The sequence below is a fragment of the Chloroflexia bacterium SDU3-3 genome, from assembly GCA_009268125.1.
GTDB lineage: Bacteria > Chloroflexota > Chloroflexia > Chloroflexales > Roseiflexaceae > SDU3-3.
The window spans coordinates 1-23,063 of record WBOU01000031.1 but is presented as its reverse complement, the minus strand read 5'-3'; the positions used below and the strand labels follow the sequence as shown (position 1 = coordinate 23,063).

General features: G+C 63.0%; 20 protein-coding genes. 17 read left to right on the top strand and 3 right to left on the bottom strand.

Going from position 1 to position 23,063, the window contains the following annotated elements; all coding sequences use genetic code 11:
* From F8S13_27095 to F8S13_27035, 13 genes are all read left to right on the top strand, one after another.
* A complete protein-coding gene (locus F8S13_27095; protein KAB8139723.1) occupies positions 1 to 999 on the top strand; it encodes a hypothetical protein in 999 nt (332 codons plus the stop codon).
* Between the two features lie 72 nt (positions 1,000 to 1,071).
* Entirely contained in the window at positions 1,072 to 3,417 is a 2,346-nt protein-coding gene (locus tag F8S13_27090; protein ID KAB8139722.1) for a glycosyltransferase, read from the top strand.
* Between the two features lie 14 nt (positions 3,418 to 3,431).
* Complete coding sequence (locus tag F8S13_27085) at positions 3,432 to 4,472, top strand: glycosyltransferase family 4 protein (GenBank protein ID KAB8139725.1); 1,041 nt, start codon at positions 3,432 to 3,434, stop codon at positions 4,470 to 4,472.
* Between the two features lie 16 nt (positions 4,473 to 4,488).
* Positions 4,489 to 5,454 carry a glycosidase gene (locus F8S13_27080; protein ID KAB8139721.1) on the top strand — a complete coding sequence of 322 codons (966 nt, stop codon included), beginning with the start codon at positions 4,489 to 4,491 and terminating at the stop codon, positions 5,452 to 5,454.
* Between the two features lie 69 nt (positions 5,455 to 5,523).
* On the top strand, positions 5,524 to 5,808 hold the full coding sequence (locus F8S13_27075; GenBank protein ID KAB8139720.1) for a hypothetical protein: 285 nt from the start codon (positions 5,524 to 5,526) through the stop codon (positions 5,806 to 5,808).
* A gap of 620 nt (positions 5,809 to 6,428) precedes the next feature.
* Positions 6,429 to 7,595 carry an ACR3 family arsenite efflux transporter gene (gene arsB, locus F8S13_27070; protein ID KAB8139719.1) on the top strand — a complete coding sequence of 389 codons (1,167 nt, stop codon included), beginning with the start codon at positions 6,429 to 6,431 and terminating at the stop codon, positions 7,593 to 7,595.
* Positions 7,596 to 7,656: 61 nt separating this feature from the next.
* Complete coding sequence (locus tag F8S13_27065; GenBank protein KAB8139724.1) at positions 7,657 to 8,007, top strand: winged helix-turn-helix transcriptional regulator; 351 nt, start codon at positions 7,657 to 7,659, stop codon at positions 8,005 to 8,007.
* Positions 7,871 to 8,431, top strand: coding sequence for an arsenite efflux transporter metallochaperone ArsD (gene arsD / locus F8S13_27060; protein KAB8139718.1), 561 nt, complete (start codon positions 7,871 to 7,873; stop codon positions 8,429 to 8,431). Before F8S13_27065 ends, arsD begins: the two co-directional genes overlap by 137 nt.
* Entirely contained in the window at positions 8,428 to 10,263 is a 1,836-nt protein-coding gene (locus tag F8S13_27055; GenBank protein ID KAB8139717.1) for an AAA family ATPase, read from the top strand. Before arsD ends, F8S13_27055 begins: the two co-directional genes overlap by 4 nt.
* Before the next feature lie 80 nt (positions 10,264 to 10,343).
* Positions 10,344 to 11,138 (top strand): ArsR family transcriptional regulator, encoded by a 795-nt coding sequence (locus F8S13_27050; GenBank protein ID KAB8139716.1) that lies wholly within the window; start codon positions 10,344 to 10,346, stop codon positions 11,136 to 11,138.
* Positions 11,135 to 11,566, top strand: a complete 432-nt coding sequence (locus tag F8S13_27045; protein ID KAB8139715.1) for an arsenate reductase ArsC — start codon at positions 11,135 to 11,137, stop codon at positions 11,564 to 11,566. The genes F8S13_27050 and F8S13_27045 overlap by 4 nt, the downstream gene beginning before the upstream one ends.
* Entirely contained in the window at positions 11,567 to 12,313 is a 747-nt protein-coding gene (locus F8S13_27040; GenBank protein KAB8139714.1) for a Tn3 family transposase, read from the top strand.
* Positions 12,314 to 12,632: 319 nt separating this feature from the next.
* Positions 12,633 to 13,040 (top strand): hypothetical protein, encoded by a 408-nt coding sequence (locus F8S13_27035; GenBank protein KAB8139713.1) that lies wholly within the window; start codon positions 12,633 to 12,635, stop codon positions 13,038 to 13,040.
* Between the two features lie 364 nt (positions 13,041 to 13,404).
* Here F8S13_27035 and F8S13_27030 read toward each other — a convergent pair whose 3' ends face one another.
* A complete protein-coding gene (locus F8S13_27030; GenBank protein KAB8139712.1) occupies positions 13,405 to 13,902 on the bottom strand; it encodes a helix-turn-helix domain-containing protein in 498 nt (165 codons plus the stop codon).
* Between the two features lie 218 nt (positions 13,903 to 14,120).
* On the opposite strand from F8S13_27030, the gene F8S13_27025 reads away from it, so the two are divergent.
* Both F8S13_27025 and F8S13_27020 read left to right on the top strand, forming a co-directional pair.
* A complete protein-coding gene (locus tag F8S13_27025) occupies positions 14,121 to 15,572 on the top strand; it encodes a hypothetical protein (GenBank protein ID KAB8139711.1) in 1,452 nt (483 codons plus the stop codon).
* Between the two features lie 41 nt (positions 15,573 to 15,613).
* Positions 15,614 to 18,961, top strand: coding sequence for a hypothetical protein (locus F8S13_27020; protein ID KAB8139710.1), 3,348 nt, complete (start codon positions 15,614 to 15,616; stop codon positions 18,959 to 18,961).
* An 856-nt stretch (positions 18,962 to 19,817) separates the two neighbouring features.
* Here the strand turns inward: F8S13_27020 and F8S13_27015 are convergent.
* Positions 19,818 to 20,372: a hypothetical protein gene (locus F8S13_27015; protein ID KAB8139709.1), complete on the bottom strand. Its 555-nt coding sequence runs from the start codon at positions 20,370 to 20,372 to the stop codon at positions 19,818 to 19,820.
* A gap of 783 nt (positions 20,373 to 21,155) precedes the next feature.
* Between F8S13_27015 and F8S13_27010 the strand changes: the two genes are divergently transcribed.
* Together F8S13_27010 and F8S13_27005 are read left to right on the top strand one after the other, a co-directional pair.
* On the top strand, positions 21,156 to 22,001 hold the full coding sequence (locus F8S13_27010) for a helix-turn-helix transcriptional regulator (GenBank protein ID KAB8139708.1): 846 nt from the start codon (positions 21,156 to 21,158) through the stop codon (positions 21,999 to 22,001).
* Positions 22,002 to 22,058: 57 nt separating this feature from the next.
* Positions 22,059 to 22,433: a glyoxalase gene (locus F8S13_27005; GenBank protein ID KAB8139707.1), complete on the top strand. Its 375-nt coding sequence runs from the start codon at positions 22,059 to 22,061 to the stop codon at positions 22,431 to 22,433.
* Positions 22,434 to 22,712: 279 nt separating this feature from the next.
* On the opposite strand, the gene F8S13_27000 is transcribed toward F8S13_27005, so the two are convergent.
* Positions 22,713 to 23,063, bottom strand: a 351-nt coding sequence (locus tag F8S13_27000) for a sulfoxide reductase heme-binding subunit YedZ (protein ID KAB8139706.1), incomplete at its 5' end; no start/stop codon positions are given.

Sequence of the window (23,063 nt, the reverse complement as noted above, 5' to 3'; positions counted from 1 at the left end):
ATGGCGCGGCGCGAGGCCGTGCTGGATGACCCGCAGTTCCTGATCACCGATGCCGCCATCACCGATATCCATACGCTCATACCACTGATCGGGAAAGCCGTGCAGCGGGGCAGGCAGGTAGTGCTGGTGGTGGGCAATCTCTCTGACGAGATTCTGAGTGCGCTTGTGCTCAATAAGATCCGCGGCGTGTTCGCCCCTGTGGTCATCAAGATCCCGGGGGATGGCGAGCGGCGACGCGAGTTGCTAGAAGATCTGGCCGTGCTCACTGGCGGGACGTTCATCTCCCAGGATACCGGACGAACCCTTGAGAGCGCCACGGTGGAGGATCTTGGCCGTGCCCAACGGATCTGCGTCGGCAAGGCGGCGACCAGCATCACTCAGGGCGCGGGCGACCCCAAGCAGATCACGCTCCACAGCGCGCAGATCCGGGCGCAGATGGCCGCAACAACCAGCGACGCCATGCGGGCCGCGCTGGCCCTACGCCTCGCTAGGCTGGGCGGGTGCGTAGCGGTAATCCGCGTGGGGGCCACCACCGAGCCAGAGCTGAAGGAGCGCACCCAGCGGCTTGAGGATGCGCTGGCCACGGCCCGAGCGGCGATTGAGCAGGGCATTGTCCCCGGTGGCGGGCTGGCCCTGCTGCACACAGTTGCCGCACTGGATGGCCTGGGCGAGGCGGGCGATGTGCAGCTCGGCGTGGCGATGCTGCGCCACGCACTCGCCGAGCCGATGCGCCAGCTCGCGGCCAACGCGGGGCAGAGCGGCGCGGTGGTCGTGGATGCGGTGCGCCGCCACCACCGCGACACCGGCGACACCGACTATGGCTACAACGTACTGACTGGTGCGTTTGGCGACCTCCGGGCGATGGGCGTGATCGACCCGGTGAAGGTGACGCGCAGCGCGGTGCAGAACGCCGTGTCGATCACGGGGCTACTATTGACCATGGATGTGCTGATCACCGGCGACTCCGGGTTTGGCCCGATCAACCTGATCGACGACTAACCCGCCCGCCTGTGAGCCACCAAACAAGCCTAACAACATGGAGATGGGCATCCCCACTTCATAAAGGATAGTATGAACACACCTCTTCCCCCCCGGCTTCAGAAGATCGCAGTGCTTGGAAACGCCCTGCCCCGCGCCTGCGGGATCGCCACCTACACCACCGACCTATGCGCCGCCATCACCGCCGCCTTCCCATCGATTGAGATCATACAGCTGGCCATGAACGACCGACCGGAGGGCTACGACTACCCGCCGCAGGTGCGGTTCACGCTGGATCAGGAGACGCTGGGCGACTACCACCAGGCCGCCGAGCACATCAATCTGGCTGGGGTCGATCTGGTGCTGGTGCAGCACGAGTACGGCATCTTCGGCGGGGCGGCGGGCAACCACCTGCTCGCGCTGCTGCACGATCTGCGGGTGCCGATCGTCACCACGCTCCACACCATCCTGCGCGACCCGACGCCCCAGCAGCGCAAGGTACTGATCGAGCTGGCGCTGCTCTCCGACCGGCTGGTGGTGATGAGCGAGCAGGGTGCGATCTTCCTGCGCGATATCTACGGCATCATGGCGGAGAAGATCGACCATATCCCGCACGGCATCCCCGACATCCCCTTTCTCGACTCCAGCTTCAACAAGGACCACCTTCATGCCGAGGGCAAGACGGTGATGCTGACGTTCGGCCTGCTCTCGCGGAACAAGGGCATCGAATATGTGATCGAGGCGATCCCGGCCATCCTGAGGCAGCACCCCAACGTCATCTACATTGTGCTGGGGCTGACTCACCCCCACGTGCGCCAGCGCGAAGGCGAGCAGTACCGCGACTCGCTGCGCGAGCTGGCCCGCGAGCGTGGCGTCGCCGACCATGTGGTGTTTCAAGATCAATTTGTCGACCTGGGCGAGCTGGTGACCTATATCGGGGCGGCGGACCTCTACATCACGCCCTACCTCAGCGAGGCGCAGATCGTCTCGGGGACGCTGGCCTACACCCTCGGCGCGGGCAAGGCGATTATCTCGACGCCCTACTGGTACGCCCAGGAGATGCTGGCCGATGGCCGGGGCGTGCTGGTGCCCTTCCGCGACCCCGGCGCGATCGCCACCCAGGTGAACGCGCTGCTGGCCGATGATGGCGAGCGGCACGCCATGCGCAAGCGGGCCTACCTGCGCGGGCGCGAGATGATCTGGCCGACCGTCGCAGAGCGCTACGTCGAGACTCTCCGCCGCGCGCGGGGCGAGCACCACACCAGCAGCCACGCGCTTCAGCAGCAGACCCCCATGGTCGCCAGCGCACGGCACCTCCCGCCGCTGCGGCTCGACCATCTGCGGCATATGACCGATGATACCGGCATGGTGCAGCACGCGGTCTTCACCGCGCCGCTGTACCGCGAGGGCTACACCACCGACGACAACGCGCGGGCCTTGATCCTCACAACCCTGCTTGAGAATAGCCCCGATGGCCCCGACACCGAGGCGCTGGCAACGCGCTACATGGCCTTCCTGTGGCACGCCTTCAGCCCCGAGAGCGGGCGATTCCACAACTTCCTGGGCTACGACCGACGCTGGCTGGATGAGCGCGGGTCGGAGGACAGCCACGCGCGGGCCGTCTGGGCGCTGGGCACCCTGCTCGGGCGCTCGCGTGCGACCGCGCTGCGCGGCGCTGCCGCCCAGCTCTTTGCCCAGGCGCTTCCGGCGCTGCTGGCCTTCGAGCACCCGCGCCCGTGGGCCTTCGCGCTGCTGGGCATCAGCGCCTACCTCGCGCGCTTCCGGGGCGACCGCGCGGCGCGCCACGTGCAGCAGGTGCTGGCCGAGCGGCTGCTGGCCCGCTACCAGGAGCAGTACCGCGAGGAGTGGCCGTGGTATGGCGACACGCTCACCTACGATAACGCTGTGCTGCCCCACGCCCTGCTGGTCAGCGGCGTCTCGCTCGATCGCGCCGACATGCGCGCATCAGGGCTGGAGTCGCTGCGCTGGCTCGCGTCGGTGCAGCACGCCGAGGACGGGCATTTCACCCTGATCGGCTGCCACGGCTTCTACGCCGCTGGCGCGGCCCCGGCCCGCTTCGACCAGCAGCCGATCGAGGCCCACGCGATGGTGATGGCCTCGCTGGCGGCCTACCAGATCACAGCAGATGAACACTGGCACGATATGGCATGCCGCGCCTTCGAGTGGTTTCTGGGCCACAACGATCTGGGGCTGCCGCTCTACGATGACCGGACCGGCGGCTGCCACGATGGGCTGGAGTGCGACCGCGTGAACCAGAACCAGGGCGCAGAATCGACCCTGGCCTTTCTGCTGGCGCTGACGGAAATGCGGCTAGACACCGAGCGGCAGGATGGGCTGCTGCCGACGATGCCGACGGCGATCTCGGTCCCGGTCTTCCGCACGCCCACGAAAAAAACCAATGGACGGCAAACCCGATGAGCAACCCTACCCCCATGGCCGCGCGGCGGGTGGCCATGCTGGCCCCAATCGCGTGGCGCGTCCCGCCGCGCCACTATGGCCCGTGGGAGCAGGTCGTATCGGTGCTCACCGAGGGGCTGGTGGCGCGCGGTGTGGATGTCACGCTCTTCGCCACCGCCGACTCGCACACCAGCGGGCAGCTCGCGGCGGTCTGCCCGCACCCCTACGCCGAGGACGAGACCATCGACCCAAAGGTCTGGGAGTGCCTGCACATCGCATCCGCCTTCGAGCGCGCCGCCGAGTTCGATATCATCCATAACCACTTCGACTTCCTGCCGCTCTCCTACAGCGCGCTGGTGGCGACGCCGGTGCTGACCACCATCCACGGCTTCTCATCCGAGAAGATCCTGCCGGTCTACCAGCGCTACAACCAGAGCACCCACTACGTGTCGATCAGCGAGGCGAATCGCGACCCCTCGCTCAGCTACTGCGCCACCGTCTACAACGGCATCCCCATGGAAGATTTCAGCCTGCGGCAGGGCGCGCGCGAATATCTGCTGTTCTTCGGGCGCATCCACCCCGACAAAGGGGCCGCCGAGGCCATTCGCGTCGCCAAGCAGTCCGGCCAGCACCTGATCCTGGCGGGGATCGTGCAGGATCGCGACTACTACGCGCGGCAGATCGCGCCGCACATCGATAACGACCAGATCCGCTATATCGGCGTCGTCGGGCCGCAGGCGCGCAATATGCTGCTGGGCCGAGCGACCGCGCTGCTGCACCTGATTAATTTTGAGGAGCCGTTTGGCCTAACCATGATCGAGGCAATGGCCTGCGGCACGCCGGTGATCGCCTACCGCCGCGGCTCCATCCCAGAGGTGGTAGACCACGGGCGCACCGGCTTCATCGTGGAGGACGAGGCCGCCGCCGTGGCTGCGCTGGGCATGCTGGGGCAGCTTGAGCCAGCGCAGATCCGCGCCCACGTGGCGGCGCACTTCAGCCGCGAGCAGATGGTTGAGGGCTACCTGAAGATCTACGAGTCGATCCTTTCGCCACGCCGCACCCATGCATCCGAGTGAAAAGAGAACATGCGACATGCCAGAGCACTACGAGTCACTATTTGAGCGCTATCACGGCAACCCCATCCTCACCCCGTCGGACTGGCCCTACCCGGTCCATACGGTGTTCAACCCCGGCGCGACCCGCCTGCAGGATGGCACCACTCTGCTGCTCTGCCGCGTCGAGGATCGGCGGGGGCACTCGCACCTATGCGCCGCCCGCTCGGCCAATGGGGTCAACGGCTGGCAGATCGACCCGCAGCCCAGCATGCTGCCCGAGCCAGATACCTGGCCCGAGGAGCTGTGGGGCGTGGAAGACCCTCGCATCACCTTTGTGCCCGAGCTAGAGCGCTACGCGGTGGTCTACACATCCTACTCACACAGCGGGCCGGGCGTCTCGCTGGCGCTGACCAGCGATTTCCGGCACTTCGAGCGCTATGGCGTGATCATGCAGCCCGAAAACAAAGATGCCGCGCTGCTGCCGCATCGGATCGGCGATGCCTGGGCGCTCATCCACCGCCCGGTCGAGCCGCACGCCGCGCACATCTGGATCTCCTACTCCACCGACCTACGCCACTGGGGCAGCCACAAGCGCATCCTGGCGGCGCGGCACGGGGCCTGGTGGGATGCCAACAAGATCGGCCTCTCGCCGCAGCCCATCGAGACGCCGCAGGGCTGGCTAGTGATCTACCACGGCGTGCGCATGACCCCTGCGGGCTGCCTCTACCGCCTGGGTCTCGCGCTCTTCGACCGCGAGACCCCCGAGCGCTGCCTTTCGCGCAGCGACACCTGGGTGTTCGGCCCAGAGGCCCCCTACGAGCGCAGCGGTGATGTGGGCAACGTGGTGTTTCCCTGCGGGGTCACGGTCGGGGATGATGGCGATAGCCTCAATATGTACTATGGCGGGGCCGATAGCTGCATCGCGCTTGCGACCAGCCGGATAAGCCGCCTGCTGGCTTGGCTGGGGGCCAACGGGCGCACGCCAACGCAGGAACGCGAGTAAATCCTAGTGTTGCAGCATCCGAGAAGCGCGTGTTTACCCGCGTGCTGCTGGCTGCGAAACGAGTGAACAATGACCTCTCTTCCCAACGATCCTGGCCACCGCGGCACGCTTGCAATCTTCTCACCGCCCTGGTCGTGGTGCAGCCGCTGCCACCGCGCCTACCTCACGGGCGCAGCCCGCACGATTACCTTTGATTCGGATGTGCGCCACCCTGGCCTGCTCGCGATTACGCTCTGCGCCTATCTGGACTGCGCAGGGCCAGCGCGGCGCATCGAGTGGCCGTGGACAATCTACCGCGGCTGGCATCCCGACGCGCCGCTTGTCCCAGAATACGGCCGGATCTACGACGTCTAGGAAGGGACTACGCGATGCACTCGGTAGGAGCTGATGGCGGCATCACGTGGTTGATCGCCGCCGAGCAGAAGACCCAGCGGATCGGTGAGCGTTGGCCCAGCGCCTAGCCGAGCGTACCGAGCCGATTTGTGATCACCACACTATCGCCTGCCAATGCAGCGCCACGCCCACCACGATGGTGGGCGTGGCGCTCCAGCTCGAACAGGCCCTGGCCAACCTGATTAATCATGCGCTCAAGGAGGGGTTGAGTCGACATAGGTGTAAAAATAGGAAATAAACGAAAACATGTAAGGTTTTTATCGCTTCCCTATACGAAATAACCCCACTACTCTCCTTTCAGTTATGTAGTTAAAAATCGCTATCTTGCTCATTGTGGTAGTAATATAGTTAGGCGAGATGTCCGAAAACATGGGGCCGCTGTACCGTCGGTGCGCAGGTTGCCCCGCTTTCGGATTGGGTTCGACACCATGTCACGCAGCGCGCTTGACGCCGTGCGTGATCGCACCTATACTTCAATGATCATTGAAGTATCTGCTGGAGCGCGGTCGAGGTGCGCGGGCGTCCATGGCTCCGCCCCAGGCCTGACCCGCCACGGCGGTGAAATGGAATGGTCGCTAACAATGGTTGCTTCCTCGGAACGCTTGCCCTCGCCGTCCACCGTGGGTCGGCGGCTGTCGCTGTTGGACCGCTTTCTGACCCTGTGGATTGTGCTTGCCATGCTGCTCGGCGTCGCCCTGGGCTTTTTCGTGCCGGGCATCGCCAGCCGCATCCAGGCGGCGCAGGTGGGCACCACCAATATCCCCCTGGCCATCGGCCTCATGTTGATGATGTACCCGCCCTTCGCCAAGGTCAACTATGGCGAGCTGGGTGCGGTCTTCCGCAACACCCGCGTGCTGGCGCTCTCGCTGCTCCAGAACTGGGTGATTGGGCCAGTCCTGATGTTCGTGCTGGCCCTCGTGTTCCTGCGCGACATGCCGGAGTATTTCACCGGCCTCGTGCTGATCGGCCTGGCGCGCTGCATCGCGATGGTGATCGTGTGGAACAGCCTTGCCGCTGGGGATACCGAGTACGCGGCGGGGATCGTGGCCTTCAACAGCGTGTTCCAGGTGCTGTTCTACAGCGTCTACGCCTGGGTCTTCCTGACCGTGCTGCCGCCGCTGTTTGGGATGGCCGCCAGCAGCGTGCAGATCGGTATCGGGCAGATCGCCGAGAGCGTGTTTGTCTACCTGGGCATCCCGATGCTGGCGGGCTTCCTGACGCGCACCTTCCTGCGGCGCTGGAAGGGGGACGCGTGGTATCGCCAAGCGTTCCTGCCGCGCATCAGCCCGATCACGCTGGTGGCGCTGCTCATCACGATTGTGCTGATGTTCAGCCTCAAGGGCGCGCTGATCGTGCAGATCCCGCTGGATGTGGTGCGCATCGCCATCCCGCTGCTGCTCTACTTCGTGCTCATGTTCCTGGTCAGCTTCTGGCTCGGGCGGCGGGTCGGGGCCGATTATCGCAAGACCACCACGCTGGCCTTCACCGCCGCCAGCAACAACTTCGAGCTGGCCATTGCGGTGGCCGTGGCCGTGTTCGGCCTTGGCTCGGGCGCGGCCTTTGCGGCGGTAATCGGCCCGCTGGTCGAGGTGCCGGTGATGATCGGCCTCGTCCATGTGGCCTTCTGGCTTCAGCGCCGCCTGTTTGCCCATGAGGCCGTGCCTGCGGATGCCGCCATCCGCACAACCGCCGCTGCGGGCTGCCCGCCGCCGGTGTCCGATCCCGGTGCTGCTGATGGGCAGGCTTGACGCCGCTGGCCTGCCGCTCTACCATACCCGCAGCGTATACGCTTTCACCCAGGGGGACCCGATGACCGATGTGATGCCGGACACGCAGCAGATCGCCCAGTGGCTCAAGGTGCTGGCCGAGCCACGGCGGCTGGCCATCGTCCAGATGCTCATGCAGGGCACCTGCTGCAACTGTGAGATCAGCGCGCAGCTCGGGCTGGCGGCCAACCTGGTCTCCCACCATACCACGGTGCTGCGCGAGGCGGGCCTTGTCACCACCGAGCGCGATGCCGAGGATGCCCGCTGGATCTATGTCGCGATCAACCGGCCTGCGCTGGCCGAGCTGCATGCCGCGCTGGGGGCCTTCTTCGACCCGGCCCGCATCCAGGAGCGGGTGCCGCAGTGTGGCCCGCGCCCGCCCCGCTCGCGCTAGACCATCCCAGCGCTTCCCCAGGGGAGCGCCGCTTTTTCGCCTACTAGTTCAATGGAGGTTGAACCATATGACCACCATCTCACTGCTCGATACGCCACGCACGCCCGCGCCGCAGCCGGATGTTGCGATCTTCGACCCGCCGATGTGCTGCTCCAGCGGCCTGTGCGGCCCGACCATCGACCCCACGCTGCTGGCCGTCGGCGAGCTGGTCCAGGATCTGATCGCCCAGGGCGTGCGCGTCGAGCGCTACCAGCTGACCAGCCACCCGCAGGCCTTCATGCAGTACCCTGAGGTGCTGCAGCTGGTGCGCAGCCAGGCGACCGCCGCGCTGCCCATCGTGGTGGTGCGCGGGCGGATCATCAGCAGCGGGACCTACCCGACCCGTGAGGTCATCAGCACCGCGCTGGCGGAGTCACGCCCATGACCACCTTCCAGTTCTTCTCCGGGAAGGGCGGCGTGGGCAAAACCAGCATGGCCTGCGCGACCGCGATCCGGCACGCCGATGCGGGGCGGCGCACCCTGCTGGTCACGACCGACCCGGCCTCAAACCTGGCCGATGTGTTTGGCCAGCCCATCGGGGCCACGATCACGCCGATCACGCGCGTGCCGGACCTGGCCGCCCTAGAGATCGACCCGGATGTGGCCACGGCGGCCTACAAGGAGCGGGCCATCGCCCCGCTACGCGCCGTGTTTCCGCCCGAGGTGGTGGCGGTCCTCGACGAGCAGCTCAGCGGCCCCTGCACGGCGGAGGTGGCCGCCTTCGACCGCTTCACCGATGTGCTCGACGCGCCGACCGATGGCCAGCAGCCCTTCGACGTGGTGATCTTCGATACCGCGCCCACCGGCCACACCCTGCGGCTGATCGCGCTGCCGCTGGCCTGGACCCACGCCATCGCCGCCGCCGAGCAGGGCAGCGGCCAGACCTGTATCGGCCCGACGGCGCTCATCCAGGAAGCCAAGCACAAGTACGCGCGCGCCGTTGCGCTGCTGCAAGATCCCGCGCGGAGCCGTTTCACCCTGGTGCTCCAGCCCGAGGCCACGGCTATCGCCGAGACCGCACGTGCGATCAGCGAGCTACAGGCCCTGGGCATCACCAGCCAGGAGCTGATCATCAACGGGGTCATCCCCGCGAGCGAGGCAGCCAACCCGCTGTTTGCGGCCCGGCGGATGCAACAGCAGCAGGCGCTGGCCCAGATTGCGGACCAGCTTCCGGTTCCCAGCCGCCAGATCCTGCTCTGGCCAGGCGAGTTGATGGGGGTGGCGCGGCTGCGCGCCCTGGGCCAGCAGCTCCAGGGCGCTGACGCCACGCCGCTGGAGGACGGCCCCGCGCCCATCCCCGCTGACCTGGTCGTGGCCCAGCCCGAGTCCGCTCTGGCCCGCCTGCGCCCGGCGGCAGGCACCCGCCTGATCTTCTTCACCGGCAAAGGCGGTGTGGGCAAGACGGTACTCTCCTGTATCACGGCGGTCTGGCTGGCGGACCAGGGCTACCGCACGCTGCTGGTGACGACCGACCCCGCCGCGCACCTGGGGCAGGTGCTGGATGCGCCGATTGGCGAGGCGGTCGCGCCGGTAGCGGGCATCCTCGGCCTGTCGGCGGCAAAGATCGACCCGGCAGCGGCGGGGGCTGCCTACAAAGCCCAGGTGCTGGCCGAGGCTGCGGCCCAGGGGCGCTCGGCGGCGGCGCTGGCCATGATGCAGGAGGAGCTGGACTCGCCTTGCACCGAGGAGATCGCGGCCTTTGAGCAGTTTGTGACGCTGGCCGGGCAGGAGGACTGGGAGGTGATCGTGTTCGACACCGCACCGACGGGACACACGCTGCGCATGCTGAGCCTGCCGATGGCCTGGAGCCAGCAGCTGGCGGTGAAGGTGAGTACCAGCAGCGCGGCGGCGGAGGCTGACCAGGCGGCCCAGGCGCGCTTCGCCACGGTGATCCGCCGCATGCAAGACCCGCAGCACAGCACGGTGGCCATGGTGATGACTCCCGAGGCCACGCCCATCCTAGAGGCGCAGCGGGCCGCCGCCGAGCTGGGTGCGCTGGGCATGCTACCGGGCGTGGTGGTGGCCAACGGCGTGCTCCCCCCGGCGGCAGGTGCGACCCCCTTTGGCCAGGCCCGCCAGGCCATGCAGGCGCACTATCTGGCCCACATCCAGCAGCAGTTTGCCGTGCCGCTGCTGCTGCTGCCGCTCCAGCCGCACGCGGTGCAGGGGACGGCGCAGCTACGCGCCTTGGGCCAGGTGCTGCTTCCCGCGTCGTAGCGCTCCAACCGGGCTTGGCATGCGGTGCGGGTCGTGCTATACTTCAAATAGGATTGAATCAATCTTGATTGGAGTATCACATGACCCTCACCACCGAATCGCCCCCGCTGGTGCTGACGCTGCTGGCGCATGAGGTGCGCTGGACGCTGCTGCGGGCCTTAGTCCACAGCGACTACCGCGTGCACGAGCTGGGGGCCATCGTGGGCCGCCCGCTCAATCTGGTCTCCTACCACCTCAAGCAGCTGCGCGACCACCGGCTCGTCACTGAGCGCCGCAGCAGCGCCGATGCGCGCGATCTGTACTACCACCTCGACCTGCCCTATCTTCAGACCCTCTACCGTGACTCCGGCCTGGCGCTGCACCCCGCGCTGATCCCAGCGGCCCCCGGCCAGCCGACCGCGGGCGACCTGGCCCCCGCTGCCGAGCAGGCCGCTCCCGCAGGGCCGCCCCCCCGCATCCTGTTTCTCTGCACCCACAACAGCGCCCGCTCGCAGATGGCCGAGGCGATCACCCGCCATCTGGGCCAGGGCCAGGTGCAGGTGTGTAGCGCGGGCAGCGCACCCAGCGCCATCCACCCCGACGCCCTGCGCGCGCTGGCCGCGATCGGTGTGTCCGCCGAGGGCCAGGCCCCAAAGCACCTCGACCAGTTCGCCCACGAGACCTTCGACTATATCATCACGGTCTGCGACCAGGTGCGCGAGAGCTGCCCGGTGTTCCCGAACGATCCCGAGCATATCCACTGGAGCTTCGCCGACCCCGCCGCCATCACGGATGGCACGGCACGGCAGCGCGCCTTCCAGCAGATCGCCCGTGAGCTGAATACCCGCATCCGCCTGCTGCTGGCTCTAATGGAACGAAAGCGAGCGGGACGATGAACCCACAGGTCTTGATCCTCTGCACCGGCAACTCGGCGCGCTCGCAGATGGCCGAGGGGCTGCTGCGCCACCTCACCGCTGGTCAGATAGATGTGTTTAGCGCGGGCAGTACCCCTTCGGTAGTGAACCCGCTGGCCATCGCCGCGATGGATGCGCGCGGCATCGACATCCGCGCCCAGACCTCCAAGCACCTGGCGATCTACCTCCAGCAACCCTTCAACTATGTGATCACCGTGTGCGACAACGCCGCCGAGGCCTGCCCGCTGTTCCCTGGGCCAGCCCAGCGCATCCACTGGAGCTTCCCCGACCCCGCCGCCGCCTGCGGCAGCGCCGAGGAGCGGCTGGCCACCTTCCAGACCGTACGCGACGCCATCGAGGCCCAGCTGCGCGCCTGGCTGGCCACCGCCCCGCAGCTGCTCCGCGCCTAGATGGTACGCGCATCGTACCACGTAAATCCTGACCCAACGATTCCGCCAACCCATCCGGTACGAATATTTCCCGGATGGGTTGGCGGAAAGCGGCCACACGATGCGTTCGCTCGTAATGGTAGGGCATCATCCATACAGCAACTGGATAGCAATCCCGCTGTCCGCCTGGAGTCACGGGATGGCCATGATCGTCCGATTCTTACGGCCCTCGACAAGATTGACGAACCCGCTTCGTTGCGTGCGCTCCGCACCGACATCCAGCGCCTGCTTCCCAGCGCCGATCTCCCCAAGGTCGTTTTGGAGATCCAGGCATTGACGCGCTTTGCCGATGCATTCACGCATATCAGCGAAGGGCAGGTACGGGTGACCGACCTCGCCGTCAGCATCTGTGCGGTGCTCGTGGCCGAAGCCTGTAATATCGGACTCGAACCACTCGTCCAGCCCGACGTGCCTGCCCTCACCCGTGATCGGTTGGCCTGGGTCCAGCAGAACTATATTCGCCAAGAAACGATCACCCGTGCAAACGCACGATTAGTTGCTGCCCAAACGTCGATTCCCATTGTGCAGGCGTGGGGTGGTGGCGAGGTCGCTTCTGCCGATGGCATGCGCTTTGTGGTGCCCATCCGCACCATCTCTGCTGGGGGAAATCCCAAACATTTTCCCCGTGAGCGCGGACTCACTTGGTACAATGGAATCTCAGATCAACACATGGGATTCAACGCACTGAAAAACATTTCTGTAGCATAGATGATCATAGGCTTCTCCTAATAGGCGGAAAGTATCTGTTTTCTCCACCGCATGGCGACTCCGATTTCAAGAGAAAGACCATACTATTGAAATGTGAGTATAGGCGCATGGCCTTAATTTACTTTACCATGCATCCAGTTTCTTGGGGGGTAAATCTTGTTTTTTTGCATGCCCATACATTGCGTGATAGAGGAGTCTGTCTTGCGCGATCCTGCGTTCGCTAGTATAGTTTCCCTACCTTCTTCCTGAAGAGTGGGGCCTCTTCCCGAGGCGTATGAAAGGCTTTACGGTGTAGTGCGTGTGCTACATGGAGGGCTTGATGCGCCAGCGTTCCAGGGTTCAGGTCTTGGCAGAGTCTCAGATGCCTTCAGTGGCGTATCTGCCGCAGGAGGTGGTTGATAGGATCGGCGGATACTCGCTCGATCTCCTTGTTGAGGATCATCAGGTTATCTTGTGGCGGCAGGTGCTGCCGGAGAGCGAGCTGATTCGTCTGAGGGGCTTCCTGGTGCTACTGCCGGTGAGTAGGATGCACCACCCGCATATCACTGCTACGCACATCTACATGGAGACCCATGAGCAGAGCTTAGTTTTCATCATCTCCGACGCTACCCCAGGCGCACCTGCTTCACTCGCAGAACCACCACGATTCATCGTTGCCGCCCAGAAGTTCCCCCAGGAGCCATTCTTCATCACAACGCTGTTTCATCGGTATCAACGTGCACATTGAAAGGGCGTTGGTGGGTTTGTAACCACAGAGACGGGCAGAAGCATGAGGTATTGACTGAGGTTATATACTATAAGCAAACACGGCTGCCCGTCTCTGTAGTTCGACCACAGGCCGTGGCTGGGCTACCCGGACCAGGGTGCTCATTCACCCTCCGATTGTGGCAACGCTCACGTAAGCCAAGTGCGGTGTCGGCGTCAGCCGCAGACTGGCCAAGCACGGCTGCGAGGACACTCGGCCCTTCGGGGCAAGGCAACCTGCTGGCAACAGCAGCAAACAGCGCCGCGCATGTGCGGCCCACAATCATGTCCTAGACGCGCCCTCAACCTCCACCTGGAGAGTGGCCGTTTCTGCGGCCATCCCTCGCCTACGCGCCCTGATCAAACAAGAGGCTGTCGATACTTACCCCAAATACCTCAGCGATCCGCAGCACCAGCGCGATGGATGGCTCCTTCTGGCCATGCTCCAGCAGGCTGATGTGCGCCTGGGTGCGCAGTCCCAGGCGCTCGGCCAGCACGGTCTGGTTCAGTCCCTGGCTCTGGCGTAGCTCCCGCAGATGTCGGGCGAAGGTGCCAAGTGTAGCATCTTCACGCGTATTGGGGGATGGGGTTGAGATCGCTGGGTGGACCGGGTGCTCGTCGCGCAGCAGGTAGTCGGCGCTGATACCGAATACGCGGTGGATGGTGCACACGAGATGGATAGAGGGGAGGCGACGCCCGGACTCAATGTTGTTGACATGGGCGCGTTGGATGCTGAGGCGTGTGGCCATCTCGGCCTGGCTCAGGTGATGGGCCTGGCGAAGCTGGCGAAACTTTTCCCCGAACGCACGCACCATATGCTCCCGCAATGGGAGCCGGATTGACATGCGAACACCAGTACGCTATACTGTTTTCTGCTGGTAATATCCAGCAAGCGAGCGGCAAGGTCTTCCATCCCATCGGCTCCCCAGTCGTCGGTGGAAGACCTTTACCTCGCGCCACAAGTGCATAGCATCGGCTATTGTATCACGTCCTCTCCCCCACCTTGCTACGCATAGAATGTTCTACCTCCTGCGATGGAGAGCGTGGCCTCTTTCGAGGCCGGATGGTGTTGTGCGACCGACAGGAAGCGAACATGTCCGGCCCCATCTTGGTTCTGGATGCCGAAGGGACGCCGCTTATGCCGATGGCCCCAGCGCTCGCACGAAAGCTCACGCAGCGTGGCAAAGCCCGGTTCGTCTCTCACCACGCCTTCACGGTGCTTCAGCTCCCCCATACGGTAGCGTGCCCAGCGCTCCGCCCTATTACGGCCTTCATCACCCAGCGCCCAGCCGCCGCCGAGATTATCCTTATCGCCGATGGAGCGCGCCGCTCGCATCGGCTTCTCCACATCATCGTCGATCTCCATACCGATATGGTCCGGCGGCTCCGTCGCCGCGCTGGGCATCGCCGTCGCCGCCGTGCGCGCCAGCGTTACCACGCAGACCGCCGCCAGGGCATCCCATTCAAACGCCGCTCCCCAGCGATTGCTCGGTCTGTTTGGCGAAAGGCCCACGCCCGCAGGCAAGCGCTGCCGCACCGCAAACCCATATTCTCGCCCCTCATCCGATGGCGCGCAGCGGCGCTCATGCGGGTGCTCCAGGCGCTGATGAGGCTCATTCCCATCAGCCATATCACGCTGTGCGATGCGCCCATCGCCGAGCGGCCAGCCAAGCTGGCTCGCACCCATGCTGCCCGCCGAACCCAGCTGGAGATGGCCTACGCCGCTGAGGAGGCCGATCATCGGCTGCGCTGTCACTACTGCGGCACCACACGCGGGCCGCTGCAGATCGAGCATATCACACCGCAGAGCCGAGGCGGCACGGATGCCTGGCAGAACCTGGTGCTTGCCTGTGCGGCATGCAACCAGCGCAAGGGCGGGCGCACCGCCGCCGAGATGGGACATACGATCCAAACGATCCGCGCGCCAGCGGCAAATCGCACCCATCGCACGCAGATCCACCAGCACCTGACGGTGCGTGAGCTTGCGCGGCAGCTCCGACCGCTCTTCCCCGCCACGCTGCGCATCTCCAGCAGCCTGCGGGTGTTTAGCGATGCTGACACCGATGCCCTCACAGCGCGCTACATCGCCGTGCCGGTGGCCCGCAGTCGCAAGCAGACTTTCAGCTCGCGCAACTATCCGCTGAGCACACCCATGCCGAGCAGGCAGTTTGTGCGACACAAGCAGACCATCAAGCGGCGCATGCGCGTGAACACCGCGCTCCTGCTGCCCCATACCGCATCGCGCACGCGGGCCGAGGTGCTGCAAGCCGCCCACGCGCACCATGGCGGCCAGCAGCGGCGGGTGAGCATTGGCATGCTGTGCCGCGCCACGCGCAATGGCGAGGAGCTACGAGGCATCGTCAGTGCGATCCACTCCACCGGACGCCTGACGGTGAAGTTGCCGGTGTGGGAGCGGCAGGGGGCCATCTCTTGGAATCGCACGACTATCACGTCGCTCCAGTCGCTTCAGATCCTCAGCCGAGAGCGGGTGCTGTTTCTTCGGGATGATCGCTAGTCGGGATCGCATCCTGGCCCCAGGCGGGCAAAAGGAGACCTATGGGAAGCACAGCGAATCAAGGCATCCAGCTCCAGCTTACGCCCCCAGCGCCTGAACTGGTGGATAAGGCGTTCACCCGCATGCTGGCCGAACACCCTGAGTTTGTCTACCTGACGCTCATCATGAAGCTGCGGACATCGCGCTGGAAAGAGGCGCTACTGCATATCACGCAGGTTCGGTATACGGCCATGAAATCTGCGGTCCTCCAGCAGTTCCAGCGTGACCTGAAGGATATCAGCGGCGGTCACACCGACCAGCGGCTGCTCGATGCGATCATCGCCCTGGTGCAGGCCAGCACACCCGACGCACTAATGGTGGCAGGCTGCCGCGAGGTGCTTTCACACCTGCAGCGCATGTTCTCGGGGGTTATGCTCCTGCGCGGGGTTATGCTTGCCCTCACTCAGCCCGATGCAGATGGCTACGCTGCCATGCACGGGCTGCGCGAAGCGCTGGATGCATGGAGCCAAGCTCATCCCGACAAACACCTCGTGAAGACTCTGGAAGGTCTTCGAAATGCTCGCTCTGGCATCAAGAAAGCCGCAGATGGGACTATTATCGACGAGGGGCAGGCCCGCTTCACACCAGAGTATGTCGAGCGGCTGCGGCGGTTCATCCTCCTGCGCAAGCGCCTGTCCGAGCAGATGATCGCAGGTCTTCGGTTCCAGCGGCTGCTCGAACTTATTACCACCTGGGCGCAGGAGTCTGATGCGGCGAGAAAGCAGGCGCTGGAGGCGATGATCGTGCGGCGCAGCGAGGAGCGGACAAACCAGCTCTGCATCGCCCTGCTCACCCAGCGCCTTGCCACGTGTGGAGGCGCACAGAAGGCTGAGGCGCTGGAGCGCACACTCCTTGAGATCCTTGCGCAGGAGCGTGCGCGGCTGCGACGGCAACCAGCACCGTCGGGAAGGCGCATCCCGCTCCTTATGAGCCTCGTGCAACGCCTCAGCGCACCTGATCTTAACGACGACAGGGATCTGCTGCCGCTGCGTGCACAGCTCGACCTCGGCACTACATCAGTGCAGTTGCCAGAGGTGGCTGCCGCGCTCGCCCAATGGATGCAGCCCCAACTCCATACTTCTACCGCTGTGCTGGTGTTGCTGGAACTGGGCGAGGCCGCGGATCGTGGCCTGACCGATGGCGCGACCAATATGTTCAACACCCTCTCGCGGTGCTACTCAGAATACTGCTCGACGTATGAGTTTCCGCTCTCTGCGGCGCTCCGGTCCAGCATCTTCCAAGATAGCGCGGAGGCGATCATGAGTTGGGCCGGGAAACTTGCCGCTTACCGCATTGATCGGCTCAAGGACTTGGGCTGTTTTCCCCTTCAGCTTGGGACAGGAAAGCGCACCCAGGCTGCCTTCTTCAATGACCCCTACCGTATCCGTCGGCTGATGCTGCTGCCGGTGCTCTACCGCTACTGGCGTGATGAGGACCGCATCTACCGGGCCGCTGCGGCGACGGAAATGCCAATGGGGCCAGACGCAGGCAAGGCATTCGGCAACCCCGATGCGCCTCGGCGGCGGCAAAAGCGCAAGCTCCAGACGCGACGGCAGACCAGCAGTCTCACAGAGCAGTTTGTGGGGAAACGCGGCGTCCGCCGCCTTCAGAGCTGGCTTCTTCCTGAAGAGGTCATCACTGAGACCCTGGAGCATCTCGATGTGCTGCTCTACCCGCGCAATAACACCAACGAGCGCATCCGTCTTGCTGAGCAGGCCCCGCATCCATTTTGGAAGAACCGAAAGCGCAAACGGCGGATTGAGGGGTTCCGCCCATCGCAGGATCGGCGCAGCCAGTATGGCACGCGGGTGGCGCTCGTCTCGCTCTCGAAAGAGCAGTGGCTGATGCTGCGCAATCAGCTCTTTGAGTTGAAGCGCTACCATACGCAGTTTGCCGCTATCCAGGTGCAGGTCCAGCGCTTTCTCGAAGATGCGCCGCCAAGTTTCCCAGAGGTCAGGGAGATGAGTATCGATCCTGAGTGGCTGCGGAGCTTGCCCGAGGAGGCAACCTCCACGCTACTCAGCGACTATGCGGAGCGCTATGCTCACTACCGACGCACCCTGCTCCGCCTGCGCGACTTCCGCCCAGCTCGCGGTACAGAGGATGAAGACCTTACCCCGGAGCGGCTCTTTGACATCGAGACCCTCGCCGCACACGAGTTTTTGCAGGCGGCAGCGCGGCTCCATCCCGTCGTCGGCCAGCCGATTAGCTATAGCCGCACCATGGGCGTCAACTATGATGCGCTGTCCTTCGCGCTCCTTAACTATGAGCAGCCGCGTGCGTGGGGTGGGACAAACACCCGCTACACGCTGGCCTGCGCCTTCTGCGGCGAGGAAGCCCCGGAGCGTGCTCTACTCAAGCGTGAGGACATATCGCAGCGCGCCGAGCAGCGCATGTTCGTGAATGCCCCCTCGCAGCCGTTTCTCCCTAGCCGGTCGGTTGATGCCGTGCTCATGTACTTCGCGCTCCAGTTTGGCGCAAAACACCAGGCCCGGCAGCTTCTAGAAACGCTCTGGCTGCAACGGCGACGTGAGGCGACCAACGCGGGTGCGCAGATGACTGCCGCAGTCACCCAGGCCAGCCTTACGCTTGGACGGGATGTGGACGGCTATCGAGCGTGGTTTGCCCATATCCCGGTGCCTATCCAGGCGGCTGAGGTGAAGCGGCAGCCAGAGGTTGCTATGGGGCTGCATGAGCATCGCGGTGAGTACTTCTTTGCCACAATCGACTTCAGCGGCCAAGTGCGGGATGTGGGGAAGATTGATCTACCTCCCTACTTCACTGGCGAATCGGGGATGCAGAGCGAGCACTATCCATTTGTGCTTGCGAAGATGATCGTCAAGCAGGCTGATCAAGCGCAGCAGAGCGCATTCATCGGCATAGAAAACACTGACTGGAAGCGGACGGAGACAGGGCTGGACCGTGCGGAAAATAGGCTGGCCTTTGCCCACCCGCGTCAGCGGATCATCGAGGTGCTTACCTACAAGGCAGCAATCGAAGGTCTGCTCAGGCCGACGGTGGTGCGCAATGTCGCTCCATCGCGCGACTGTGGGCAGTGCGGTCGCCGCATGGACGGATCTGCCATCCAGCTTGCTCCAACGAGGCACTGCTTTCATTGCGCCACGTTGGGCCGACCACACGCGCTGCGGCAAGTGGGCCAGGGTCGCAATCAAACGCTCTGCTGCACCGTCTGCGGGCAGATCTGGAGCACGCGGGAGCTGGTGTTCCGATGCAGTCAATGCAGGAGCCACCAGCACGCACGGGTGAATACTGCACTGGTCGTCGCGCGGAAACTTCTGGAGCAGATCACCGATCAGCGCCGCGAGGAAGAAGCGGAGGTATCTCCCTGATTTGGTGTTGAATACCTTCGCATCTTAGCTTTCCCATCGAGATTCTTTGGGAAAGCACTGGGCTGTGCATATTCAGGGTCCGCGACCGAATAGCGATGCCTCGTGGTATCGGAACAGCGGCGAAGGGGGTTGCAGATTCGAATCCTGGCACAGCGGCCATTGGTCTCTTGCGCAGGCCAGCACCAGGCGCTATACTGGTCGTGCCTACACGATACCTCCGTAGGCTTGCTGCGCCATCAGTATCTTTTGGCCCAGCGCGATACCCGCGAACGCCCAGGGTCCGTGACCGGGCGACACGCAATAGAGGTTGTTCGCAACTCGAGCGTCTATTCGACCAAAAAACGGTTTACGAACACCATGTGCCGCAGCGACGACCAAGAACGCATCAGGACGCCATCGCCATAAGGGCTGCAGCGGCCATACGTGTGGAGCGGGCGGTGGAGGGCACTAAATATAGCTTCGTCTGTTATTGATAATGAGCTGCAGCGGACATACGTGTGGAGCGGGCGGTGGAGGAGAGCCAAATATTATGGTTGCTATCGGCTTGCCATAAGGGCTGCAGCGGCCATACGTGTGGAGCGGGCGGTGGAGGGAGATCACAGATCGTTCGGTTATCGACATACTGCCAAGCTACAGCGGCCATGAGTATTGAATGGGCAGTGGAGTGGGCGTATGCCTAGCCCAAGAACGCCGTGCAGCCTTTGCCGTGGGCATGAATGAGTATGGGGTGGGCGGTGGAGGGAATTACTATTGTCGCAGAGGCTACAAGGTTGAATTAGTGGTAACCTAAGTGATGATAGCACAGAAAGACGGAGGGCCTAACACCCTCCGTCTTTCTGTGCTGTGGGATTGTTCGTTATCTCTTGCCTTCTCTTAAATTTCCAATATTATATGTGTTTAACCAATTCGACCAATCCTGTTGGAGTTGTTCTACTGTTATATAAGGAGGAAATGATGAAATAAATGATATGAAATTACGGGATATTATATGAGTAAGCCGCTCTATAGGTGTATTTGCTAATAGAGGTGTGCTATCTCTATATTCGTGCTTGATGCTGTTTTTGTGAAGATAAATATGATAGTAATTGGCATTACTATCCTGAAATATCATAGATTTATCCGTAAAGATAAAGCCAATTGAAAGAGCCTTCTTTTGATAGAAAGGCAAAACGTAGTCTTTTAGTAGAGCCACTGCCGTCTCAGAGTTTCCATCGGTATCAATAAGGCCAAAGGTATGGTGGCTGTATTTGTCTACCACTATGTGTAAGAATGCTTGGCCGATTCCTTGGATATGCCCCAGGTTGAGCACATCTTGGAATAATACCTCACCTGGTTGAGCTGGTTTGGTATAACTCGAAGTGGTTTTCACTGCATGTAGTGGCGATCTGGTGCTCGTTTCTTTTGTGATCATAACATCTCCTTAGGTTACACTATCGGTAAATAGTTGATAGCGCTCTGAAACAATCAGATCGAGAGTGAGATGACACAGAAAAATTAGTGGCGCGGCGAGGCGACTGTTGCCATAATACCATGAAGGCTGCCTATGAGTCTACCCAGCAATTACTCTGAGCTAGGTAGAACAATGGGAAATATGCAAGAAACCTAGCCACCAAGCCTAACAATAGTCTCTCGAAAACACTGTTTTATGGCTATGGGGAGCGATTTGAAAATCTTCTGCATGATGGCGATATTTTGCGCAGAATCTGTTCGCGGATGGTGTGTAAGATTACAGGATTGGTTAGGTTATAGGTGGCTAAATATATCATTCTAATGCGGTGTTCGCAGTCTTTCAGAAACTATGATACAGAGTCTCTCAGAAATTATGTAACAATACAGGTTTGTTGTGTTCCATCATTTCTGAGCGATCTCTGTATGGTTTGCCGCACGGTCGGATGGGATAGAGATTGCCAGCTCGCGCTTCTCTGATCAAAGAAATATATCCCCGGCGATCTTTTTTTTTCGACCGATAAAGCGCAGCTAAAAAGATTCGCGACCGATAAAGTTCGCATGTTTGATTAAGATAAAGCAGATCGAGTGCGAGTCAGGCGCGTATACGATCAAAGCTTCAAGGGCTTGATATACGTGGCGACAACCTCATCCCGATGCTGGGGTGCGCGCAGGGCGCGTTCACGCCCTATGTTGTGAGCGAGGGTGATCGAGCATAGAGGCCTGCATAGGAAGTGAGGTTGGAAGCGTGGATACCCTCGCGTATGAGCAGCTCCGTCCGCCAGCAGCGCTTTTCGACGCCATCGAGTGCTTTTGGCGCTTACTGCTACCGATTGTGGTCGCCCCCGACGAGATTATCTCGGCGGAGCATCGTGCCGAGATCCTGTTCCAGTTTGAGGGGCAGTCGCAGATTCTCCCGCATACATCCGAGTTGCCCTTTGCGTGCGCATCAAGCTGGCTGATGCGCCCGTTCGCCCACGCGCTGCACGTGCGGCAGGTGGGCGTGAGCAGCTCGGCCATGATCGGCGTGCGCTTCAGGCCGGGTGGGTGGGCGGCGTTCCGGCATACCGATACGACGGACCGGCAGGCGTATTCGTTTATGCCCCTGCGCGATTTCTACCCGCCCAGCGATGTGCGCCAGCTTGAGCAGCAGCTGTATCAGACGCTCCGCACGCCGCACTGGGCTGATCCCCTCATTGGCTTTTTCCTGGGCCGCAGGGTTCAGCTCGCGCATGGGGATCAGATCGTCTACGCGACCCAGCAGCTGCAGCAGCGCCAGATCAGCATTGCCGCGCTTGCCGACGAGGTCAACCTGAGCGAGCGGCAGTTCGGGCGGGTGTTCCGCCAGCAGGTTGGCCTGTCGCCCAAGCAGTTTGCTCGCATCGCGCGCTTGAACCGCGTCTTACACGCATCTGCCAGCGATATTGGTGGCCTGACTCTGGAGCAGGTGGCGCGACGGTGCGGCTACCACGACCCGTCGCATCTTGTGCACGAGTTCCAGTCGCTGGTCGGTGTGTCGCCGCTGGCGTATTTCACTGGCTCCTATGATCTGATCGATCAGAAGTTTCGCAAACATGACCGATTTCTACAATAGGGATGGGCTATGATACCTAGGTCATCAGCGAGATAGCGAGACGAAGGAGCCTTTTCTATGAACATTCAACACATCGATCTGCTCGGCATGCCCGTGGCCAATCAGCAGGTATCGCTGGAATTCTACACTCGCATGCTCGGGTTTGAGGTTCGCACCAACATGGAGCACTTTGAGAGCGACGACCCCGCAGTCCGCTGGATCGAGCTTGTCCCTCCCGGCGCGTCGACCGCGATTGTGCTTGCGCCCTGGCAGGCCGCTGGCAGCCTTGGGACCATTGTCCTGGTGACGACCGATATCGAAGCGGACTACGCCGAGCTGAAGGCCAAGGGTCTCGATCTGCCGCCCCTGGAGCACCGGCCGTGGGGCACCTCGACCCTGATCACAGACCCTGACGGGAACCAGCTGCTCCTCCAGCAGAGCCGTGAGCTGTAGGGTGTATCCAATCCATGGCGCAGCCATGCTGCCGCACGCACTGAGAAGCTCATAGGATAGTTGGGACCGCTGAGCGGCCTGACCCATGGCCGCTCAGCGGTGCTAGCACAAGGCCAGGTTGTTGTGGCGCAAACGCCCCCATTATTGCAGAGCGATCTACGAGAGGCCTCCTGATTGAGCATCAGGAGGCCTCTCGCTTTTTTAGCTTTTGCATCATTTGCGGCACGCGCCTGACGCAGGGGCAGATTGAACCCTCATGCGAAGCGGGGTCACGACTCTTCATGTGACACGCTGGGGTGAGCGCGGCGTGCGCCAGGCCGCCACGGTGCGGCGCACCAGGGGCAGGCGCAGCAGCAGCAGCAGGGCGAGGGCCGCGCCGAACAGCAGGGCCTGGCGCGGATCCTTCGAGAGCCAGAGGAAGTGCAGCACCGCCAGCGCCGCCGCCGCGTACACCAGCCGATGCAGCGGCTTCCAGCGCTTGCCCAGGCGGCGCATGGCCCAGCGGGTCGAGGTGGCCGCCAGCGGCACCAGCAGCCCGAAGGCCGCCAGCCCCGCCAGCACATAGGGCTTCTCCAGCGCCCCGTCCACGATCAGCCCCCAGTGCAGCCCGTAGTCCAGCCCTGCGAAGGT

Excerpts from the sequence above, each read along its gene's own strand:
- F8S13_27095 (KAB8139723.1), top strand. The coding sequence starts at position 1 with ATGGCGCGGCGCGAGGCCGTGCTGGATGACCCGCAGTTCCTGATCACC.
- F8S13_27090 (KAB8139722.1), top strand. The coding sequence starts at position 1,072 with ATGAACACACCTCTTCCCCCCCGGCTTCAGAAGATCGCAGTGCTTGGA.
- F8S13_27085 (KAB8139725.1), top strand. The coding sequence starts at position 3,432 with ATGGCCGCGCGGCGGGTGGCCATGCTGGCCCCAATCGCGTGGCGCGTC.
- F8S13_27080 (KAB8139721.1), top strand. The coding sequence starts at position 4,489 with ATGCCAGAGCACTACGAGTCACTATTTGAGCGCTATCACGGCAACCCC.
- F8S13_27075 (KAB8139720.1), top strand. The coding sequence starts at position 5,524 with ATGACCTCTCTTCCCAACGATCCTGGCCACCGCGGCACGCTTGCAATC.
- arsB (KAB8139719.1), top strand. The coding sequence starts at position 6,429 with ATGGTTGCTTCCTCGGAACGCTTGCCCTCGCCGTCCACCGTGGGTCGG.
- F8S13_27065 (KAB8139724.1), top strand. The coding sequence starts at position 7,657 with ATGACCGATGTGATGCCGGACACGCAGCAGATCGCCCAGTGGCTCAAG.
- arsD (KAB8139718.1), top strand. The coding sequence starts at position 7,871 with ATGCCCGCTGGATCTATGTCGCGATCAACCGGCCTGCGCTGGCCGAGC.
- F8S13_27055 (KAB8139717.1), top strand. The coding sequence starts at position 8,428 with ATGACCACCTTCCAGTTCTTCTCCGGGAAGGGCGGCGTGGGCAAAACC.
- F8S13_27050 (KAB8139716.1), top strand. The coding sequence starts at position 10,344 with ATGACCCTCACCACCGAATCGCCCCCGCTGGTGCTGACGCTGCTGGCG.
- F8S13_27045 (KAB8139715.1), top strand. The coding sequence starts at position 11,135 with ATGAACCCACAGGTCTTGATCCTCTGCACCGGCAACTCGGCGCGCTCG.
- F8S13_27040 (KAB8139714.1), top strand. The coding sequence starts at position 11,567 with ATGGTACGCGCATCGTACCACGTAAATCCTGACCCAACGATTCCGCCA.
- F8S13_27035 (KAB8139713.1), top strand. The coding sequence starts at position 12,633 with ATGCGCCAGCGTTCCAGGGTTCAGGTCTTGGCAGAGTCTCAGATGCCT.
- F8S13_27030 (KAB8139712.1), bottom strand. The coding sequence starts at position 13,902 with ATGTCAATCCGGCTCCCATTGCGGGAGCATATGGTGCGTGCGTTCGGG.
- F8S13_27025 (KAB8139711.1), top strand. The coding sequence starts at position 14,121 with ATGGTGTTGTGCGACCGACAGGAAGCGAACATGTCCGGCCCCATCTTG.
- F8S13_27020 (KAB8139710.1), top strand. The coding sequence starts at position 15,614 with ATGGGAAGCACAGCGAATCAAGGCATCCAGCTCCAGCTTACGCCCCCA.
- F8S13_27015 (KAB8139709.1), bottom strand. The coding sequence starts at position 20,372 with ATGATCACAAAAGAAACGAGCACCAGATCGCCACTACATGCAGTGAAA.
- F8S13_27005 (KAB8139707.1), top strand. The coding sequence starts at position 22,059 with ATGAACATTCAACACATCGATCTGCTCGGCATGCCCGTGGCCAATCAG.